Source organism: Lysinibacillus mangiferihumi, assembly GCF_003049665.1.
GTDB lineage: Bacteria > Bacillota > Bacilli > Bacillales_A > Planococcaceae > Lysinibacillus > Lysinibacillus mangiferihumi.
This window is the reverse complement of sequence record NZ_PYWM01000001.1, coordinates 87,284-103,469: the sequence shown is the minus strand read 5'-3', so window position 1 is coordinate 103,469 and position 16,186 is coordinate 87,284. Positions and strand designations below refer to the sequence as shown.

Annotated in this window: 15 protein-coding genes; 3 read left to right on the top strand and 12 right to left on the bottom strand. The window is 37.7% G+C overall.

Features of this window, described 5'->3' with window-relative positions; genetic code table 11:
- Positions 1 to 13 precede the first annotated feature (13 nt).
- From C9J37_RS00565 to hpaB, 10 genes are all read right to left on the bottom strand, one after another.
- On the bottom strand, positions 14 to 850 hold the full coding sequence (locus tag C9J37_RS00565; RefSeq protein ID WP_107893805.1) for a MetQ/NlpA family ABC transporter substrate-binding protein: 837 nt from the start codon (positions 848 to 850) through the stop codon (positions 14 to 16).
- Between the two features lie 14 nt (positions 851 to 864).
- Positions 865 to 1,518 (bottom strand): methionine ABC transporter permease, encoded by a 654-nt coding sequence (locus C9J37_RS00560; protein WP_107893804.1) that lies wholly within the window; start codon positions 1,516 to 1,518, stop codon positions 865 to 867.
- Positions 1,460 to 2,539: a methionine ABC transporter ATP-binding protein gene (locus tag C9J37_RS00555; RefSeq protein ID WP_107893803.1), complete on the bottom strand. Its 1,080-nt coding sequence runs from the start codon at positions 2,537 to 2,539 to the stop codon at positions 1,460 to 1,462. Before C9J37_RS00555 ends, C9J37_RS00560 begins: the two co-directional genes overlap by 59 nt.
- A 48-nt stretch (positions 2,540 to 2,587) precedes the next feature.
- Positions 2,588 to 3,394, bottom strand: coding sequence for a MetQ/NlpA family ABC transporter substrate-binding protein (locus C9J37_RS00550; RefSeq protein WP_107893802.1), 807 nt, complete (start codon positions 3,392 to 3,394; stop codon positions 2,588 to 2,590).
- A 394-nt stretch (positions 3,395 to 3,788) separates the two neighbouring features.
- On the bottom strand, positions 3,789 to 4,316 hold the full coding sequence (locus C9J37_RS00545) for a DUF1292 domain-containing protein (protein WP_107893801.1): 528 nt from the start codon (positions 4,314 to 4,316) through the stop codon (positions 3,789 to 3,791).
- Positions 4,317 to 4,440: 124 nt separating this feature from the next.
- The gene (locus C9J37_RS00540; RefSeq protein ID WP_024363115.1) at positions 4,441 to 4,749 is read right to left on the bottom strand and encodes a DUF1292 domain-containing protein; all 309 of its coding nucleotides are present in this window, start codon (positions 4,747 to 4,749) and stop codon (positions 4,441 to 4,443) included.
- Positions 4,750 to 4,766: 17 nt separating this feature from the next.
- Positions 4,767 to 5,183 carry a Holliday junction resolvase RuvX gene (ruvX, locus tag C9J37_RS00535; RefSeq protein WP_107893800.1) on the bottom strand — a complete coding sequence of 139 codons (417 nt, stop codon included), beginning with the start codon at positions 5,181 to 5,183 and terminating at the stop codon, positions 4,767 to 4,769.
- Positions 5,184 to 5,185: 2 nt separating this feature from the next.
- Complete coding sequence (locus tag C9J37_RS00530; RefSeq protein ID WP_024363117.1) at positions 5,186 to 5,452, bottom strand: IreB family regulatory phosphoprotein; 267 nt, start codon at positions 5,450 to 5,452, stop codon at positions 5,186 to 5,188.
- A gap of 87 nt (positions 5,453 to 5,539) precedes the next feature.
- The gene (gene alaS, locus C9J37_RS00525) at positions 5,540 to 8,200 is read right to left on the bottom strand and encodes an alanine--tRNA ligase (protein ID WP_107893799.1); all 2,661 of its coding nucleotides are present in this window, start codon (positions 8,198 to 8,200) and stop codon (positions 5,540 to 5,542) included.
- Positions 8,201 to 8,633: 433 nt separating this feature from the next.
- A complete protein-coding gene (hpaB, locus tag C9J37_RS00520; RefSeq protein WP_107893798.1) occupies positions 8,634 to 10,070 on the bottom strand; it encodes a 4-hydroxyphenylacetate 3-monooxygenase, oxygenase component in 1,437 nt (478 codons plus the stop codon).
- Positions 10,071 to 10,422: 352 nt separating this feature from the next.
- On the opposite strand from hpaB, the gene C9J37_RS00515 reads away from it, so the two are divergent.
- Entirely contained in the window at positions 10,423 to 10,611 is a 189-nt protein-coding gene (locus tag C9J37_RS00515) for a hypothetical protein (protein ID WP_024363120.1), read from the top strand.
- A gap of 119 nt (positions 10,612 to 10,730) precedes the next feature.
- Here the strand turns inward: C9J37_RS00515 and C9J37_RS00510 are convergent, their stop codons facing one another.
- Complete coding sequence (locus C9J37_RS00510) at positions 10,731 to 12,440, bottom strand: polysaccharide deacetylase family protein (protein ID WP_107893797.1); 1,710 nt, start codon at positions 12,438 to 12,440, stop codon at positions 10,731 to 10,733.
- Between the two features lie 28 nt (positions 12,441 to 12,468).
- Positions 12,469 to 14,913, bottom strand: a complete 2,445-nt coding sequence (gene recD2 / locus C9J37_RS00505; protein WP_107893796.1) for an SF1B family DNA helicase RecD2 — start codon at positions 14,911 to 14,913, stop codon at positions 12,469 to 12,471.
- Between the two features lie 193 nt (positions 14,914 to 15,106).
- On the opposite strand from recD2, the gene hisA reads away from it, so the two are divergent.
- Both hisA and C9J37_RS00495 read left to right on the top strand, forming a co-directional pair.
- Positions 15,107 to 15,874 carry a phosphoribosylformimino-5-aminoimidazole carboxamide ribotide isomerase gene (gene hisA / locus C9J37_RS00500; protein ID WP_107894014.1) on the top strand — a complete coding sequence of 256 codons (768 nt, stop codon included), beginning with the start codon at positions 15,107 to 15,109 and terminating at the stop codon, positions 15,872 to 15,874.
- Positions 15,871 to 16,158 (top strand): hypothetical protein, encoded by a 288-nt coding sequence (locus C9J37_RS00495; protein WP_107893795.1) that lies wholly within the window; start codon positions 15,871 to 15,873, stop codon positions 16,156 to 16,158. The genes hisA and C9J37_RS00495 overlap by 4 nt, the downstream gene beginning before the upstream one ends.
- The last annotated feature ends 28 nt before the right edge of the window (positions 16,159 to 16,186 follow it).

Genomic DNA, 16,186 nt, shown 5'->3' with positions numbered 1-16,186 from the left:
ATCATCTCTCCTTTTAATATGAATAAAACGTCTTCCATGTTGCTAGTTCATCCAATGGCATGTTGACAGGAATATAGTTCCCCTTTGAAATGTTAGAGACAAAATCTGCTGTTTCTTTACGCTGATATATCTCCACAATTTTTTTCAATTTTGCGTTGTCCTTATCTTCAGGCTTTGCCACTATGACATTAATAAAAGGCTTCGCTGTTTCATTTTCATGAATAATCGCATCCTTTAAAAGCAAGCCTGCTTCAACAGCTACTCCATTATTAATAACCGCAAAATCAGTATCCTCCATGACACGAGGCGTCGTCGCCCCATCCACTGGCACAATCGTTAAATTTTTAGGATTGTCTTGTATACGATCTTCACCACCATTGCCATCAAAATTATCGCTAACCGTTAACAGGTCATATTCTTGCAGCAGTAACAATGCTCGCCCCCAATTGGAAGGATCATTTGGCACTGCAATTTTGGCCCCATCCTTTATCTCTTCTATCCGTTTGTATTTGTTCGAATACAAGCCGATGGGCGCCATAATCGTTGTGCCAATCGCTTGTAAATCTGTGCCGTTATTCTCATTAAATAAATTTAAATAGGCGACATGTTGGAAAGCATTTATATCGACTTCACCTTCTGCTAATGCTTGATTGGGATCGTACTGTGCCGAAAATGTCACTAATTCTAAATGTATATTTTCCTTTGCTGCTTGTTCTTTTATATATTCCCACGTTTTGATTTCCGAGCTGCGAATGCCAACCTTCACAACATCGTTTTCCTCAGCTTTTGTACATGCTACAAGTAAAAATAATAATGACAAGAGTCCGATAATATACTGTATTTTCTTCATTGCTAGCTCTCCTTTTAAGCTACTCTTCGCAGCTTTCTTTCAATGGTATTGCCGATACTTTGAATAATTTGAACAAGAACGACTAATAGTACAACTGTCACGAGAATGGTTACATTATCAAAGCGTTGATAGCCATAAGTTATGGCAACATCCCCAAGACCTCCTCCACCAACTGCTCCTGCCATCGCTGTTGCCCCGATAAGACCAATGGTTGCTGTTGTGACGCTTAAAATTAAAGATGGAAAGGCTTCAGGAAGTAAAAACTTATGAATAATTTGAAATGGAGAAGCTCCCATTGCTTTAGCCGCTTCAATTATGCCCTCATCTACCTCAAGCAGAGAATTTTCAATTAATCTTGAAATATACGGTCCAATATGCAAGACAAGTGGTACGATAGCAGCAGTTGTGCCAATCGCTGTCCCAACAAGTAGACGTGTAAATGGAATGATAGCTACTAATAAAATAATGAAAGGAATAGATCGTAACGTATTGACAACTGGATTGACAATCGAGAAAATAATTTTATTTTCAAGTATGTGCCCTTTGCGCGTAACAACTAAAACAATGCCTAATATAAATCCTAAAATAGCGCCAAAAATTAATGAAATACTAACCATGTACAGCGTATCCAACAGTGCGTTGATGATAATCTGTGTGCTCACCTTCATGTGCAACGACCTCCTCCATATGAATATTTTTACTTTGAATATATAAAAACGCCTTTTGAATCTCTGTTGCTGAACCAACTAGCTCTACAATTAAATGACCGAATGGAATGCCTTGAAGCTCCGTAATATTGCCAAATAGTACATTGACATCGACCGCGAATTTCTTGGCTACTTGTGATACAACAGGCTGACCGACATCCACCCCAATAAATTTCATATTGTAAATTCGTTTCGAACCATCGATGACATTCAATTGCTCATAAACAGATTGCGGTATTTCATTTCGAACAACTGATTGCACAAAGTTTTTCGTTGTGTCTTGCTTTGGTGCAGAAAAAATGTGTAGGACATTGTCTTCTTCTATTATTTGCCCGTTCTCCATTACCGCCACACGATTACATATATCTCGAATCACTTCCATTTCATGTGTAATCATCAAAATGGTAATGCCATATTCACTATTGACACGCTTGAGCAACGCTAAAATAGATTTTGTCGTTTGGGGGTCCAGAGCAGATGTCGCTTCATCGCATAATAAAATTGTTGGCTTTGTAATTAGTGCTCTTGCAATCCCTACACGTTGCTTTTGACCACCTGATAATTCATCAATAAAGCGATGCGCTTTATCTTGCAAGCCGACAAATGTTAAGACCTCTTGCACTTGAGCTGCTATTTTCGATTTGTTAGCACCACTTAACACTAAAGGCATTGCCACATTATCAAAAACCGTTTTAGAGTGGAGGAGATTAAAGTGTTGAAAGATCATTCCAATATTTTTCTTTTCCTCCCGCAATTGTTTTTTGCTTAGTTTGGTTAAATTTTTACCGTTGACAAGCACTTCACCAGATGTCGGCTCTTCTAATAAATTCACTGTGCGAAGTAAAGTACTTTTCCCAGCGCCGCTAAAGCCAATTACGCCAAATATATCACCTTTCTGAATAGTTAAATTAATGTGATTTAACGCCTTCACAGTCGCTTGCCCAACATGAAATTCCTTCGTCGTATTTATAAATTCAATCATTCCTATTTCCCTCCTATGCACTTGAATCCGTATAATCTGTTCAACATGCTAAAATACTGGAACGACAGCTCCTTTATATTGATCTTCAAAAAATTTTCTTGCCTTTTCACTTGTCAGCCATTTCACTACTTTTTGAATGGCAGCATCCTGCTGTTTTTCTTTCGTCGTTGCAATAATATTGACATAAGGTGACTCCGGCCCTTCAATAATAAGTGCATCCTCAAGTGGATTATAACCTCCTTCTAATGCGTAATTCGTATTGATAGCAGACGCGTCTACATCATCTAACGAGCGCACTAATAACAATGGATCAACACCTATAAACTGAATGTTCTTTTCATTTTTTGTAATATCCTCAACTGTGAAATCACTGTCCTTTGCATCATCTAATTGGATAAGGTCATTATGTTCAAACAGTAGTAATGCGCGTGAAAAATTGACAATGTCATTTGGCACAGCTACTTTTGCATTTTGTGGTAAATCCTTGATATCGTGAATTGTTTTTGAATAGACTCCGAATGGCTCAATATGAATACCTTTGACACTTACCAAATCTAGATTACTTTCTTTATTCGTCTGTTCTAAAAACGGAATGTGCTGAAAATAGTTGAAATCCAGTTCACCGTCCGCTGTTTGTTGATTGGTTTGGACAGCATCTTTTAATATGGAAATATTTAACTTCACACCATCTTGTGCAAGATCTTCCGCTAAATATTCTAATACTTCCGCATGAGGAACACTTGCAGCCCCTACATTTAATGTAACAACGTCGTCTTGTTTTACCTGCTTCGAATCTGTACAGCCAGCAAGGACAATGATTAACACGCTAGCAAACCATAACCATAATTTTTTCATACTATATCCTCCTATTTTTATTAATTTACTTGGTTTAATTGCAAATAAATATAGAGCATTTCATGTACAGTTGAATAATTCTCTTAAAATAAACTATTTGAAATTTTCTATTTTTATTACAACAAATCTTATCCGTTTACTTGTAATTGGTCAATGCCATTTTTTCTTGTTTTTCCCATGTATCAATCTTTATGTAATTTTGCTAGGAAGATTTCCTTGTTTTTCTGTACGTTACACACGTTTTTCTCTCTACTAAACACAATATTCGTTGGACGATAGAATCCTTTTTAGCTTCAGATAGAAATTTTCTATTAGACATCGTAGCAAATTGTTTGAGTGACTGGCACTCATATATAAAAAAACATACTCAAAGTTATACTTTGAGTATGTTTTTTTATAAGTCATTTAAAATATCTTCAACGAACTCCCATTCTGCATCTGTTTCAATCGGTAGTAAATCCTCAATCGTTCCATCTGGTCCAGGTACATATTGAGCGGCGAAAATATCACGTTCCTCCATTGGTTCGTCTGAAACAGCAACATAAAGTACATATGATTTACCAAATTGTTCAGAAGCAAATGTATGAATAACCTCGCACACCTGGTCTGTGCCATCTTCATTCGTCACGGTTATAAGCTGTGGTTCCTCCTGAAATTCATCTAGCAGTGTTAATACAACTTCATTAATCATTTCCCATTCAGCATCCGTTTCCACAGGTTGCAAATTAATCATTTCCCCGCTGTTATCATCATAATCGAATGTCATCGCTGAAATATCACCAGGGATTTCATGCCCCTTTTCATCAATCAGTGAGAACAATACATATGATTTCTCCTCGGCATCAAATGTAAATACAACTCGGCATGTTTGCTCTTGACCATTTTCTCCGATAATAATAAATTCTTGTGTTTCCTCGTTCATTTAACTTCCTCCTTACAAATGAGCTGATTAGTTCTTGCCCTTGTACGTCCAAGTTGATTGGCGTAAAAAAAGAACAAGGACCGCTTTTGCCATCCTTGTTCTTTACACTTTAAAATGAAAACAATTATTCTTCGTCTTCGTCCTCTAAAGCGTTTAAAACGTCTTCTACCATGTCCCACTCTGCTTCTGTTTCAATCGGTGTTAATTCGCCATCTTCACCGTTTTCAGAAGGTACAAATGATGATACGAAGATTTCTACAGAGCCGTCTTCATCTTCTTCTGCTCCTACCATTGAGTAAAATACGTAAGATTTACCGAATTCAGGAGACTCGTGTACGTGAATTACTTCGCAAAGTTGCTCGTTTCCGTTTTCGTCAATCACTGTAATGTGTTGTACGTGTAATTCTTCTTCATGGTTATGCTCGTGAGCCATGTTTGCCACCTCATTAATTAGTTTTTGCTATCTAAATAGCCTTGTAAAATCATCACAGCAGCCATTTTATCGATGACTTGCTTGCGTTTTTTGCGACTTACGTCCGCTGCGATTAGCATGCGCTCGGCAGCCATCGTCGTTAAACGCTCATCCCAAAGTTTAACCGGCAGTGAAAATGTCTCTTCTAATAACTTTTTATAGTTTTCAGAAGCTTCACCACGTGGTCCTACCGTATTATTCATGTTTTTCGGGAATCCTACAACAAATTCAGTGATAGTATATTCCTTCACTAGCTCAGCAATACGGTCGATGCCGAATTCGCCATTTGCTTCATCAATTTTTACGGTTTCAATACCTTGAGCCGTCCAGCCAAGTGCATCACTAATGGCAACACCGACTGTTTTCGACCCAACGTCTAATCCCATAATTCTCATTTCTAGCCCTCGTTATTCTTTTTAATATAAAATTTAACAAGCTCTTCTAGAATTTCGTCACGCTCTAGCTTGCGAATTAAATTACGAGCATCCTGATGGCGAGGAATATACGCCGGATCACCAGAAAGTAAGTAACCGACAATCTGATTGATAGGATTATATCCCTTTTCCTCTAATGAAGAATGTACTTTCAACATTACCTGCTTGACTTCCTGTTCCATTGATTCTTCTGGAAAATTAAATTTCATCGTTTGATCAAATGAACTCATGACCAGCACCTCGCTTTCAGAAATAAGGAGATGTGCAAAGAAGCTCATCTCCGATTTCTCTTTATTATAACCGATTTGACGTATTAATTAAATGGATTTAACGTAATCATACACAGAAAGTAGCGCTTCATCAAGTTTTGAAGCATCTTTAGCACCTGCCATCGCCATATCTGGACGACCGCCGCCTTTACCGCCACAAGCTTCTGCCACCATTTTCACAATATTTCCTGCATGGTAATTGCCACCAACTAAATCTTTCGTGACACCTGCGCATAACATGACTTTATCGCCATCAATAGCACCTAGGACAACAACAGCTTTTGTCATTTTACCTTTTAGGTCATCCATCATTTGACGCAGTTGGTTATTGTCTTTCGCTTCAACTTTCGTTGAAAGTACTGTCACATCACCAAATGTTTGGGCTGCATCTACAATAGCACCTGCTTGTGCATTGGCAATTTTTTGTGATAATCCTTCATTTTCACGTTGTAATTCTTTATAGTCTGCTTGTAGTGCATGAACTTTTGTCACAATATCTTTCGGATTTGCTTTTAATAATGCTGCTGCATCATTTAATAGCGACTCTTCTTCTTTGACCGCCTCATATGCCACTTTTCCAGTTACAGCCTCGATACGACGCGTTCCTGCGCCAATACCACCTTCTGATACAATTTTAAAGAAGCCAATTTCAGAAGAACGTTTTACATGGATACCGCCACAAAGTTCGATTGAATAATCGCCAATGGAAACGACGCGCACGATATCACCGTATTTTTCGCCGAATAATGCCATTGCTCCCATTGCTCTCGCTTCATCAATCGCCTTTTCTTCAATCACGACTTCAATATCTTCCCACACTTTTTCATTTACAATACGTTCAATTTGTTGTAACTCTTCTTTTGTTACTTGACCGAAGTGAGAGAAGTCGAAGCGTAATCGATCAGGACCAACATAAGAACCTGCTTGGTTAACATGGTCACCTAATACGTCTTTTAACGCACGTTGCATAATGTGCGTTGCTGTATGGTTTTTAATGATGAGATTACGTTCACTGCGATTAACTACCGCTTTTACTGCATCTTCAACATGCATTTCACCTGATTCAACAAGAACTGTGTGTAACGGTTGTCCATTTGGTGCTTTTTGAACATCCTTAACGATTGCTGTAAAGCCGTCATTGGAAATTACACCACTATCAGCAATCTGTCCACCCATTTCAGCGTAGAACGGTGTTTTTGCTAAGACAACTAAAGCTTCTTGACCTTCTGAAGCGACCTTCGCGACTTGTCCGTTGACAATCATTGCTGCAACTTCCGTTTCTACTGATAATGTATCATAGCCAACGAATTCACTTGCAACGGTTAAGTTTGCTAGCACTTCATTTTGTACTTGCATTGAATCCACATCTTGACGAGCTGCACGCGCACGTTCACGTTGTTCATTCATTGCCACTTCGAATCCTTCATGATCCACTTTCATGCCTACTTCTTCTGCATATTCTTCTGTTAACTCGATTGGGAAGCCATATGTGTCGTAAAGACGGAATGCATCTGCTCCAGGAATATAATCATGACCCGCTGCTTTTTGTGCTTCTACAACTTCATTAAAAATAGCAAGACCACCATCTAATGTTTCATGGAAACGAATTTCCTCGTTTTTAATCACACGTTGGATAAATTCACATTTCTCCGTAACTTCTGGGTAGAAATCCACCATAATTTGTCCAACTGTTGGTACTAATTCAAACATAAATGGTTTTTCGATACCAATTTGTTTAGCGTAACGTACTGCACGACGTAGTAAACGACGCAATACATAACCACGACCTTCATTTGAAGGAAGAGCGCCATCACCGATAGCAAATGCCACAGTACGGATATGGTCTGCAATCACTTTGAATGGTGTATTAATGTCTTCTTCTGAACCGAAGATTTCACTTAACGAGACTTCACCAGGACGCTTGTATTTGCGATTAGCAAATTGTTCAATTTTTTCAATGATTGGCATAAATAAATCCGTATCAAAGTTTGTTGGAACATTTTGTACAACTGATACAATACGTTCTAGTCCCATCCCTGTATCAATGTTTTGCTTTGGTAATGGTGTATAAGTACCATCAGGATTGTGGTTAAATTGAGAGAACACTAAGTTCCAAACTTCTAAATAACGTTCGTTTTCTCCGCCAGGATACATTTCTGGATCATTTTCATCTGCACCATATTCTTCTCCACGATCGTAGAAAATTTCAGAGTTTGGACCAGATGGACCTTCCCCGATATCCCAGAAGTTCCCTTCTAATCGAATTAAACGTTCTTCTGGAATGCCAATTTCGTTATGCCATACGTCATATGCTTCTTGGTCTTCTGGGTGGATGGTAATCGATAAAAGTTCAGGATCAAAGCCCATCCACTTTTTATCCGTTAAAAATTCCCAAGCGTAATGAATTGCTTCTTTTTTGAAGTAATCACCAATAGAAAAGTTACCTAACATTTCAAAGAATGTATGGTGACGTGCTGTTTTCCCTACGTTTTCAATATCGTTCGTACGAATCGATTTTTGTGCATTCGTAATACGCGGATTATCAGGAATAATACGACCATCAAAATAAGGTTTTAATGTTGCTACACCCGAGTTAATCCAAAGTAATGAAGGGTCATTAATTGGCACAAGAGGTGCTGATGGTTCATGGTGATGTCCTTTTTCTTTAAAGAATTCTAAATACATACGGCGAATTTCTACTGCTTTCATGTGAAAAGTTCCTCCTCTAATAGTGTAAAATTACGATATGAAGCCGCTTATACGCATAAAAAAGCCCTCATCCCCAAAAAGGGACGAGGACTCTGTATATTGTCTCGCGGTACCACCCTAGTTGTAAGTATTGTGTATACTTACCTCTTTAGCACTTGTAACGTAAGTGAACGGCAGGGATTAGCTGCACTCTGGAGTAGCTTTCGGCACTTGTTGACGTGAGGATTTTTTCAGCCTAGAAATCCCTTTCTTCTACACGCACAAATACGTACTTGTTCCATCATCGTTTTTTCTATTTTCTAACGCACATTATAAAAAAATTATGGCCTTCTGTCAATCATTGCATTTCTATATTGATATGAAATGATGGCAGTCAGCTAAAAAATATGTCAGCTATCTAAAATTAACCAAAGTACAACATTTCGAATAGCGCTTAATCTTTATTTTTTAAGAAATTTTCTACTCTTTGTATAAATGGCTCCCGATTATACGATTGGTAGAGTAAGCTCGATAAACGTACTGGGTCTCCAAAGAAATATCGCTCATATAGCGTTTGTCTCGTGCCAAAACTACTCATCGTTAAATCCCATGCTAAACGGAATTTTTTGACACGCTCTTCTCCACCATCCCTAAATGATTGTAAATAATGCTCCAAATCCCCATCATCTGCGCCAAATGCTTTTTCACTCGGAATAGACATTAAGCCACTTGCACCTAATAATTGAATGATTTCTGTAAAGGTTGGATAGACTTTAGGGAAAATTTGAATGGCTACCTGTAATGTTGGATGGTCAGGTCTTATATAACCAAAGTCGTCTCTTTTAGCTTCTAGTTCGGATTTGAGCAATAAAGCTTTCATCGTTTCTAATGTTACAATGATTTCCACTACTTTTTGCTGTACATGTTGGTATTCGCCAATATTGATTGTATTAACAATTGATTGGACAACACCTAAAACAAATTCTGTTTTAGCAATTTGTCGGGACAATACTTGATGTAAAGTATACGCTTGGAAGCCACTCACATTCATGAAGTTATTGGCAACCTCATTATTTTCATAATAAAAAACGCGCTCCCACGGTACCACGACATCATCAAAGACAACAATCGCATCCATTTCCTCAAAGCGGGCGCTTAAAGGATGATCGAACGTTGATTCCCCTCCGACAAATGACTGTCTACATAAAAATTTCAATCCTTTCGTATCACTTGGTATGGAAAAACCAAACCCTTTTTCCTTATCAAAGCCATTTGTTGATAAAACAAGCAGTTCGTCTGTAATGCCACCTTGTGTGGCAAGCAATCTTGCCCCTTTAATTACCAGTCCTTGAGTCGTTTTCCCTACAATTTTAGCCGCAATGATGACCTCTTCATCTTCATAATGATATCGTTGACGGTTTACTTGTGGCTCAATAAACGTATGCGTCATCGTCAAATCATTTTCACGTGCATATTCATAAAAATTTAGCAGATGATCTGGAAAACAATTTGGCTTATCTTTTAAATATTCAGCGGCAGATGCTAATGCCATTAAAGTAGTGTTCATATAATCAGGACTTCTTCCCATTAAGCCATGATTAGATAAAGCCCACTCACGTGCAGCTTGACGTCTTGTTACTAAATCTTCAACCTTTGTCACTTGTAGAAAAGACATACCTACCCGCTCATTACTCTTTGGTGATACATAGGTCAAGCTATCATGTAACGCCTCATCATGTTGCAAATCAAAGAGCTTTGCTTGACTTTGCATTACGCCTTTAAATGCTGGATGTTCTGAAACCTTTCCCGTAACGACTGCGCCATCTATTGAGATATGCGTTTGCAATGCATCGATGCGCTTAATATACTGCTGGCCTGTTATTACTGGCATACATTCACCCCTAAAAAAGTTACCTATGTTTTCATTCCATGTAGTATATGAAGTTTTACGTTTTTTCGTTCCATAACTACTTATCTGTACTATATCAAACGCTATTTCACAGCCAACTGTACTAGTTTAATAATACACAACAAAATTGACGATAAAGCTTGAATTATCAGTGATTTTAGATAAAAACGGTTTCAAAAAGCACTTTTCAAACAAGTTCATTTTTGTGTCACATTCATCAAAATACCTCATTTCATTAGTACAACTTTCTAGATTTCTTTTGACTAACTGGAGTAAGATATAGTCATCAAGAAAAGAAAAACATCATTTGTCCAATAAAGGAGAAAATAAAAAAATGAATACACAAATTATTTCCTATGTAGCTCAAATGGAAGCAGCTTTAATGAACCAAATGGAAGATCATAATGAAGAAAATTTATTGTTCTCTATTGCTTCCGATATGATTGCAAAAGAACAAGATCAATACGAAAATGTTTGCCAAGCGTATGAAGTGGTAAAACATCACTTAATCGGCTTGCATTAATCCCATCCTTTTGAAATAAAATCTACTACAAAACAAACCCGCATCTTCCCTGAAGATGCGGGTTTGTTTTTTGTACATATAGTTTTTCGTCGAAAAGCAGTTAGTCAGTCCACGTTCCATTATTGAGCAAAAGGTGAAACCATTTTTTTGAACTGCGCTAAGCTCGTTTGTTGATCGCTGTAAAGGCGTTTAATTTGGTAGATATCATCATATGGATTGTTGTAGCCAGGCTTTGTTGAAAAAGCCATTGTAAACCCAGCTTCTTTCACCGCATAAATCGTATTGGCATTATATTGACCAAATGGATATGCAAAGGCTTTTGCATTCGGTATGAATGTTAAACTGCGCTTTAAATCTTCTACGACCTCATGGTAAGGAATCAACAACATTTTCCCTTTATTGCCAATCATATCGTGTAAATTATAGGTGTGCGATTCAAACGTAAAGACATCTTGCATATAATCCATATCCTGTTTCGACAGTGCTTGTAAATCATTATAATTAAACAGTTGTTCTGCAGGTGAATATTCATTGCGATACGTAATTAAAAATTGAGTTGCTTGAAATCCATAATTTTTTAATATTGGATAGGCATATTCTCTTGTAGATAATAAACCATCATCAAATGTTAAAACAATGGAATAAGCAGGCAATGTAATTTCATTGCGCATAAAGCGCAATAAATCATTCGTACTAACCGTTTCATATTTTTTATCTTTCAAATACTTCATTTCATTAGCAAATTGGGTATCTGTTATCGTTGTACTTACATTTTTAAAGCGCCCTAATTCATTCTCCTTTAAGAAATGATGGTACATCATAACAGGTACGCCACGATCTAATGCTACCTTAGAACTGTGAATATAACCTTCACGTCCACCTATTGTCGTAACATACCAATTCTGCTCTTTTCGTAAAATGGGGTAGCGTCGATTTACATCCAACTTTGCAAACGGCTGTAATTTTTTCGCTGTTCGATCATAAATTTCATTATTCCCTGATATTGGAATGAAATATTGATTTTTTACTGCATTATCATTACCGCTATTTTTAAAAGACGGCGTATTGACAAATTTTATTTTTGATTTTTCCACATAAAGGAACGTTTTGCCCCACCGTACTTGAACATACATTTCATCTATAACATTGGCAATTTCTAACTGTTGTCCTTTTAACAGTGTCGCAATCGACATTGGTTGTTCTCGACGAAGATCATAGAGAACAGCATTTTCCAACGCTTCAATATAGCCATTTTGTTTACTTGGCGGGGTTGTTGGTAATGTTGGTGGTGTCGGCGTAGGTTTTTCAACCGGCTTTGTTGATGGATCAGTGGTGTCCTGCCCTTTTTCTTCTGTAACAAAATTACTATGTACAAAACCCAGTCGTCCGTTCACAGCAATTCCGTACCAACTGCCCATTTTACTATATAAGGGGAAACGAACACCTTCCGATAATGTTGCAAATTGCACTAGTTTGTTACCGGTATTATCATAAACAGGCGTTACCTTTGTTGCTACAATGTAATCTTTTACTTTGACAACAGAAGGTACGTTATTTTGATATGTCTTGGATGGAACAACAGTCGTGTATCGTTTATCTACATAACCGTAGTTACCTCCCCAACGAATTTGCCACCAGTTAGGCCCATAATCTTTTGTCACTTCAAATGTTTGTCCTGCTGATAATGTTCCTACTTGTTCAAGTGAGCCTGAACGATTATCAAAGACAGTTGCTTCCTCATTCACTTGAATAACTATATTACTGGCATGTACCTTCTGCACGAATGGTAATAGCAGCATGAATAGGAGCAAGTACACAATGCGTTTCAATTTCTTCACCTCATAAAACTAATTTTTCTTATGATTCATCCATAAAATCATATGGAGATATGCCATCCATTCCAATCATTGGATGGATGTATGGTAAGGTTTCGACCGTTAGCTGTAGCACAGTCGGAGCATCCTCTTGTTGATTGTTCTCTTCATTTTGTTGCGTTAGCGTCTCCTCCACTAGTATAACCTCATTAGATGCTTCCATTGGGTTAAGTCGTGCGCGCAGAGACGTGAAACGTTGTAAATCGTCTGTTCGTTGTAAACCGCTAGCTAGCACATCTGGTTCACCACATAAAATTAAGAAATTTTTCGCACGTGTAATACCAGTATATAATAAATTACGACGTAGCATTTTCGAATAGCCACGCACCACTGGCATAATCACCGTTTGAAATTCTGAGCCTTGTGATTTATGAATGGAGCAACAATAAGCCAAGGTTAATTGATTAAGATCGCTGCGCTGATAAGTTACTTCAATTCCATCAAAAGACACGACAAGTAAATCCTGCTTCTCCACCGTTTCCTTTGCTTTGATAATACTAATGACTTCGCCCATATCCCCATTAAAAACATTGCTTTCTGGCTGATTTACAAGCTGTAATACTTTATCCTTTATGCGATACGTTACATCACCAAAGACAAGTTCCTTTCTTGTACCAGTATCATTCGGATTGACAAGTGCTTGAATCAATTTATTTAAGTTATCGATTCCGGCTGGCCCTTTATACATCGGTGCTAAAACTTGGATATTTCGGATTTCTTGCCCTTTTGCTACTGCACTTTTCACAACTTGTGTTACAACGTTCGCCACTTGCTCTGAAGAAGCTTTAATAAAGGAACGATCCGATGTTTTCATCGTTAGATCATTTGGAATTGTACCACGTTTAATCTGATGGGCGAGTTCAATAATGGTTGAACCTTCCGCCTGACGATAAACATCTGTCAGTTCAACAGTCGGTATTTGTTGCGAGGCAAGTAAATCTTTGAGCACTTGTCCTGGGCCTACTGGTGGTAGCTGATCTTGATCGCCAACAAAAACAACTTGCACATCCTCATGTAATGATTTTAATAATTGATGGGCAAGCCATGTATCTACCATGGACATTTCATCAACAATGATTAGTTTTCCAGTAACCTCTCGCTCCGTTTCTTCCTCTTTCTCCTGACCTGTAAAACCTAATAAGCGGTGAATGGTCATCGCAGGTAGCTCCGTAGACTCAGCTAGACGCTTAGCTGCACGACCTGTTGGTGCACATAAAATAATAGGAAACGGCTCTTCTTTTTGCGCATATTCCTTTGGATTAAGTGAAAGCCCGTGAAGTTTTGCATATACTTCTACAATGCCCCTAACAACCGTCGTTTTTCCTGTACCAGGACCACCCGTTAAAATCATGACAGCTGAATTAAGTGCTTGTTCAATTGCAAAAGCTTGTGTTTCTGCATATGTGACACTTAATAACGCTTCTGTATCGCCGATTGACTTGCGAATTTCATCTTTACTAAAATGCTTCGCCTGACTATTGCGTTCCGTTAGCGCAATTATTTTTGAGGCAATACCAATCTCCGAAAAATATAGAGATGGCAAATATAGTCTCGTTTCTTCACCATAGATTTTATTTTCCTCACGCAATTCGATACATGCCTTAGAAATTGCTTCATATGGTATTTCTTGGCGTTGACTTTGCTCCAACATATCTTTCACTTGTGGTAATACATGTTCCGCATCTAAAAATACATGTCCATCCGATAACGCGGCTGTATTTAGAATATGTAAAATAGCCGCCTTAATGCGGTCAGGATGATTGCCTGTGATGCCTAATTTTGCACCAAGCTCATCTGCCCGAAAGAAACCGACACCGTCCACATCTTCAATGAGTCGATAAGGGTTTTCAGTTAATAAATCAATCGTCTCTGTGCGGTATGTTTGGTAAATTTTCATGCCTAGCTGCGGTCCAAATCCCCATTCATTTAACTGAATCATGATACGTTCCAATCCAAGATTTTGCTCAATGGTACGATGAATGGCTTCCTTTTTTTCGGCAGATAGTCGTGGTACATCATCAAGGACATTCGGGTCTTCTAATATAAGACGGATTGTATTGGGACCAAGTTTCTCCACAATCGTTTCAGCCGTTTTTTTACCAATACCAACAAATAAATCACTTGATAGGTAGTGAACGATACCTTGCTCAGTTGCGGGCACTTCTTTTGTAAACGTCTCAACTTGAAATTGTACACCATATTTTGGATGCTGTCTCATAGTACCCGTAAAACGATATTGTTCGTCCATTTGCAATTGAGGGAAATAACCAACGACAATAATTTCCTTATCATCATATTGCAAATTTGTTTCTTGAATTTTCACGCGTACGATAGAATACATATTTTGAACATTGTGGAAAATAGAGACAATCGGACGTCCGAGAATAAATAGCTTATTCAGTTCAAATAAATCTAGATTTTCTGTCATTATCGATTCGTCTCCTTACTTGTATATTTCAATCTTATTATTTTACCACAGCACATGAAGAAAAATCGTTTTATCTAGAAAATCCTCAAATTTTTTAACATTATTTTGACAAATGATGAATTACGGCTATTTTAACACTAAGCATGCTATGATATACAGTAAGAATTTGTTGTTTGGAAGGATTGTGAAGCTAGTGGAATTTAGACCTTGCATCGATTTACACGATGGCAAAGTAAAACAAATTGTTGGAAGCACGCTAGGATATGAAAATCAAGAAGTTATCGAAAACTTCATTTCAGAATACGAGCCTAGTTATTATGCCAACATGTTTGCAAAAGATCAATTAGTAGGCGGGCATGTTATCATGCTTGGTAGTGGCAATGAACAAGCCGCACTAGCAGCCTTAACAGCTTACCCAGGAGGTTTACAAGTCGGAGGTGGCATTACGACTGAAAACGCTAAAAAGTACATAGATGCAGGTGCTTCGCATGTTATCGTGACATCTTTTATCTTTCATGATGGACAACTCGACGTCAATCGCTTAGAGCAACTCGTTAAGCTAATCGGTAAAAAACATCTTGTAATCGATTTAAGTTGCCGGATGCGTGATGGAAAGTGGTTTGTAGTCACAGATAAATGGACAAAATTTAGTGATTTTGAAGTCAATCCACAAAACATTTCCTATATTGAAGAATTTTGTGATGAACTATTGATTCATGCAGTGGATGTTGAAGGAAAAAAAGGTGGCATGCAGGAAAGCTTAGTGCGAGATTTAGCAGCTTGGACATCTATTCCAACAACCTATGCAGGTGGTGTTCGTTCTTTAGAGGACTTAGAAAAATTCAGAGCCATTTCAAATGGAAAGCTACATGTCACAATCGGTAGCTCACTTTCTATTTTCGGTGGAGATTTACCTTATACGGAAGTTGTGAATTATTGTAAAAAAGGCGGGATACTGTGAAACTTATCTATAAAGATTATGTTTTTCCATTTAAAGAAACCAATTTAGAGCGCATTATTGATGGCAAATATTTTAAAGTCAACACGATAGATGATTCCTTATCATTACAGATTCAACTTGATAATGAACAAATGCTACTTGAGTTTTCAAAATCATTAAAAGCAACTTGTAGTTTCCTACGCGATCAAGAAAATGAGCCATATATTGGCACTTATATCGACTTACAAATTTTTGTTGAAGAATTCAATAAGCGTTACAATTTAAATGCAAAAATTATTGTATAATGGCCCAAACTCTAGACAACATACTTGA

Coding starts and splice junctions, on each gene's coding strand:
- C9J37_RS00565 (WP_107893805.1), bottom strand. CDS start 850: ATGAAGAAAATACAGTATATTATCGGACTCTTGTCATTATTATTTTTA.
- C9J37_RS00530 (WP_024363117.1), bottom strand. CDS start 5,452: ATGAGTTCATTTGATCAAACGATGAAATTTAATTTTCCAGAAGAATCA.
- recD2 (WP_107893796.1), bottom strand. CDS start 14,913: ATGACAGAAAATCTAGATTTATTTGAACTGAATAAGCTATTTATTCTC.
- C9J37_RS00515 (WP_024363120.1), top strand. CDS start 10,423: ATGAATACACAAATTATTTCCTATGTAGCTCAAATGGAAGCAGCTTTA.
- C9J37_RS00545 (WP_107893801.1), bottom strand. CDS start 4,316: ATGAACGAGGAAACACAAGAATTTATTATTATCGGAGAAAATGGTCAA.
- hpaB (WP_107893798.1), bottom strand. CDS start 10,070: ATGCCAGTAATAACAGGCCAGCAGTATATTAAGCGCATCGATGCATTG.
- alaS (WP_107893799.1), bottom strand. CDS start 8,200: ATGAAAGCAGTAGAAATTCGCCGTATGTATTTAGAATTCTTTAAAGAA.
- ruvX (WP_107893800.1), bottom strand. CDS start 5,183: ATGAGAATTATGGGATTAGACGTTGGGTCGAAAACAGTCGGTGTTGCC.
- C9J37_RS00560 (WP_107893804.1), bottom strand. CDS start 1,518: ATGAAGGTGAGCACACAGATTATCATCAACGCACTGTTGGATACGCTG.
- C9J37_RS00555 (WP_107893803.1), bottom strand. CDS start 2,539: ATGATTGAATTTATAAATACGACGAAGGAATTTCATGTTGGGCAAGCG.
- C9J37_RS00540 (WP_024363115.1), bottom strand. CDS start 4,749: ATGGCTCACGAGCATAACCATGAAGAAGAATTACACGTACAACACATT.
- C9J37_RS00550 (WP_107893802.1), bottom strand. CDS start 3,394: ATGAAAAAATTATGGTTATGGTTTGCTAGCGTGTTAATCATTGTCCTT.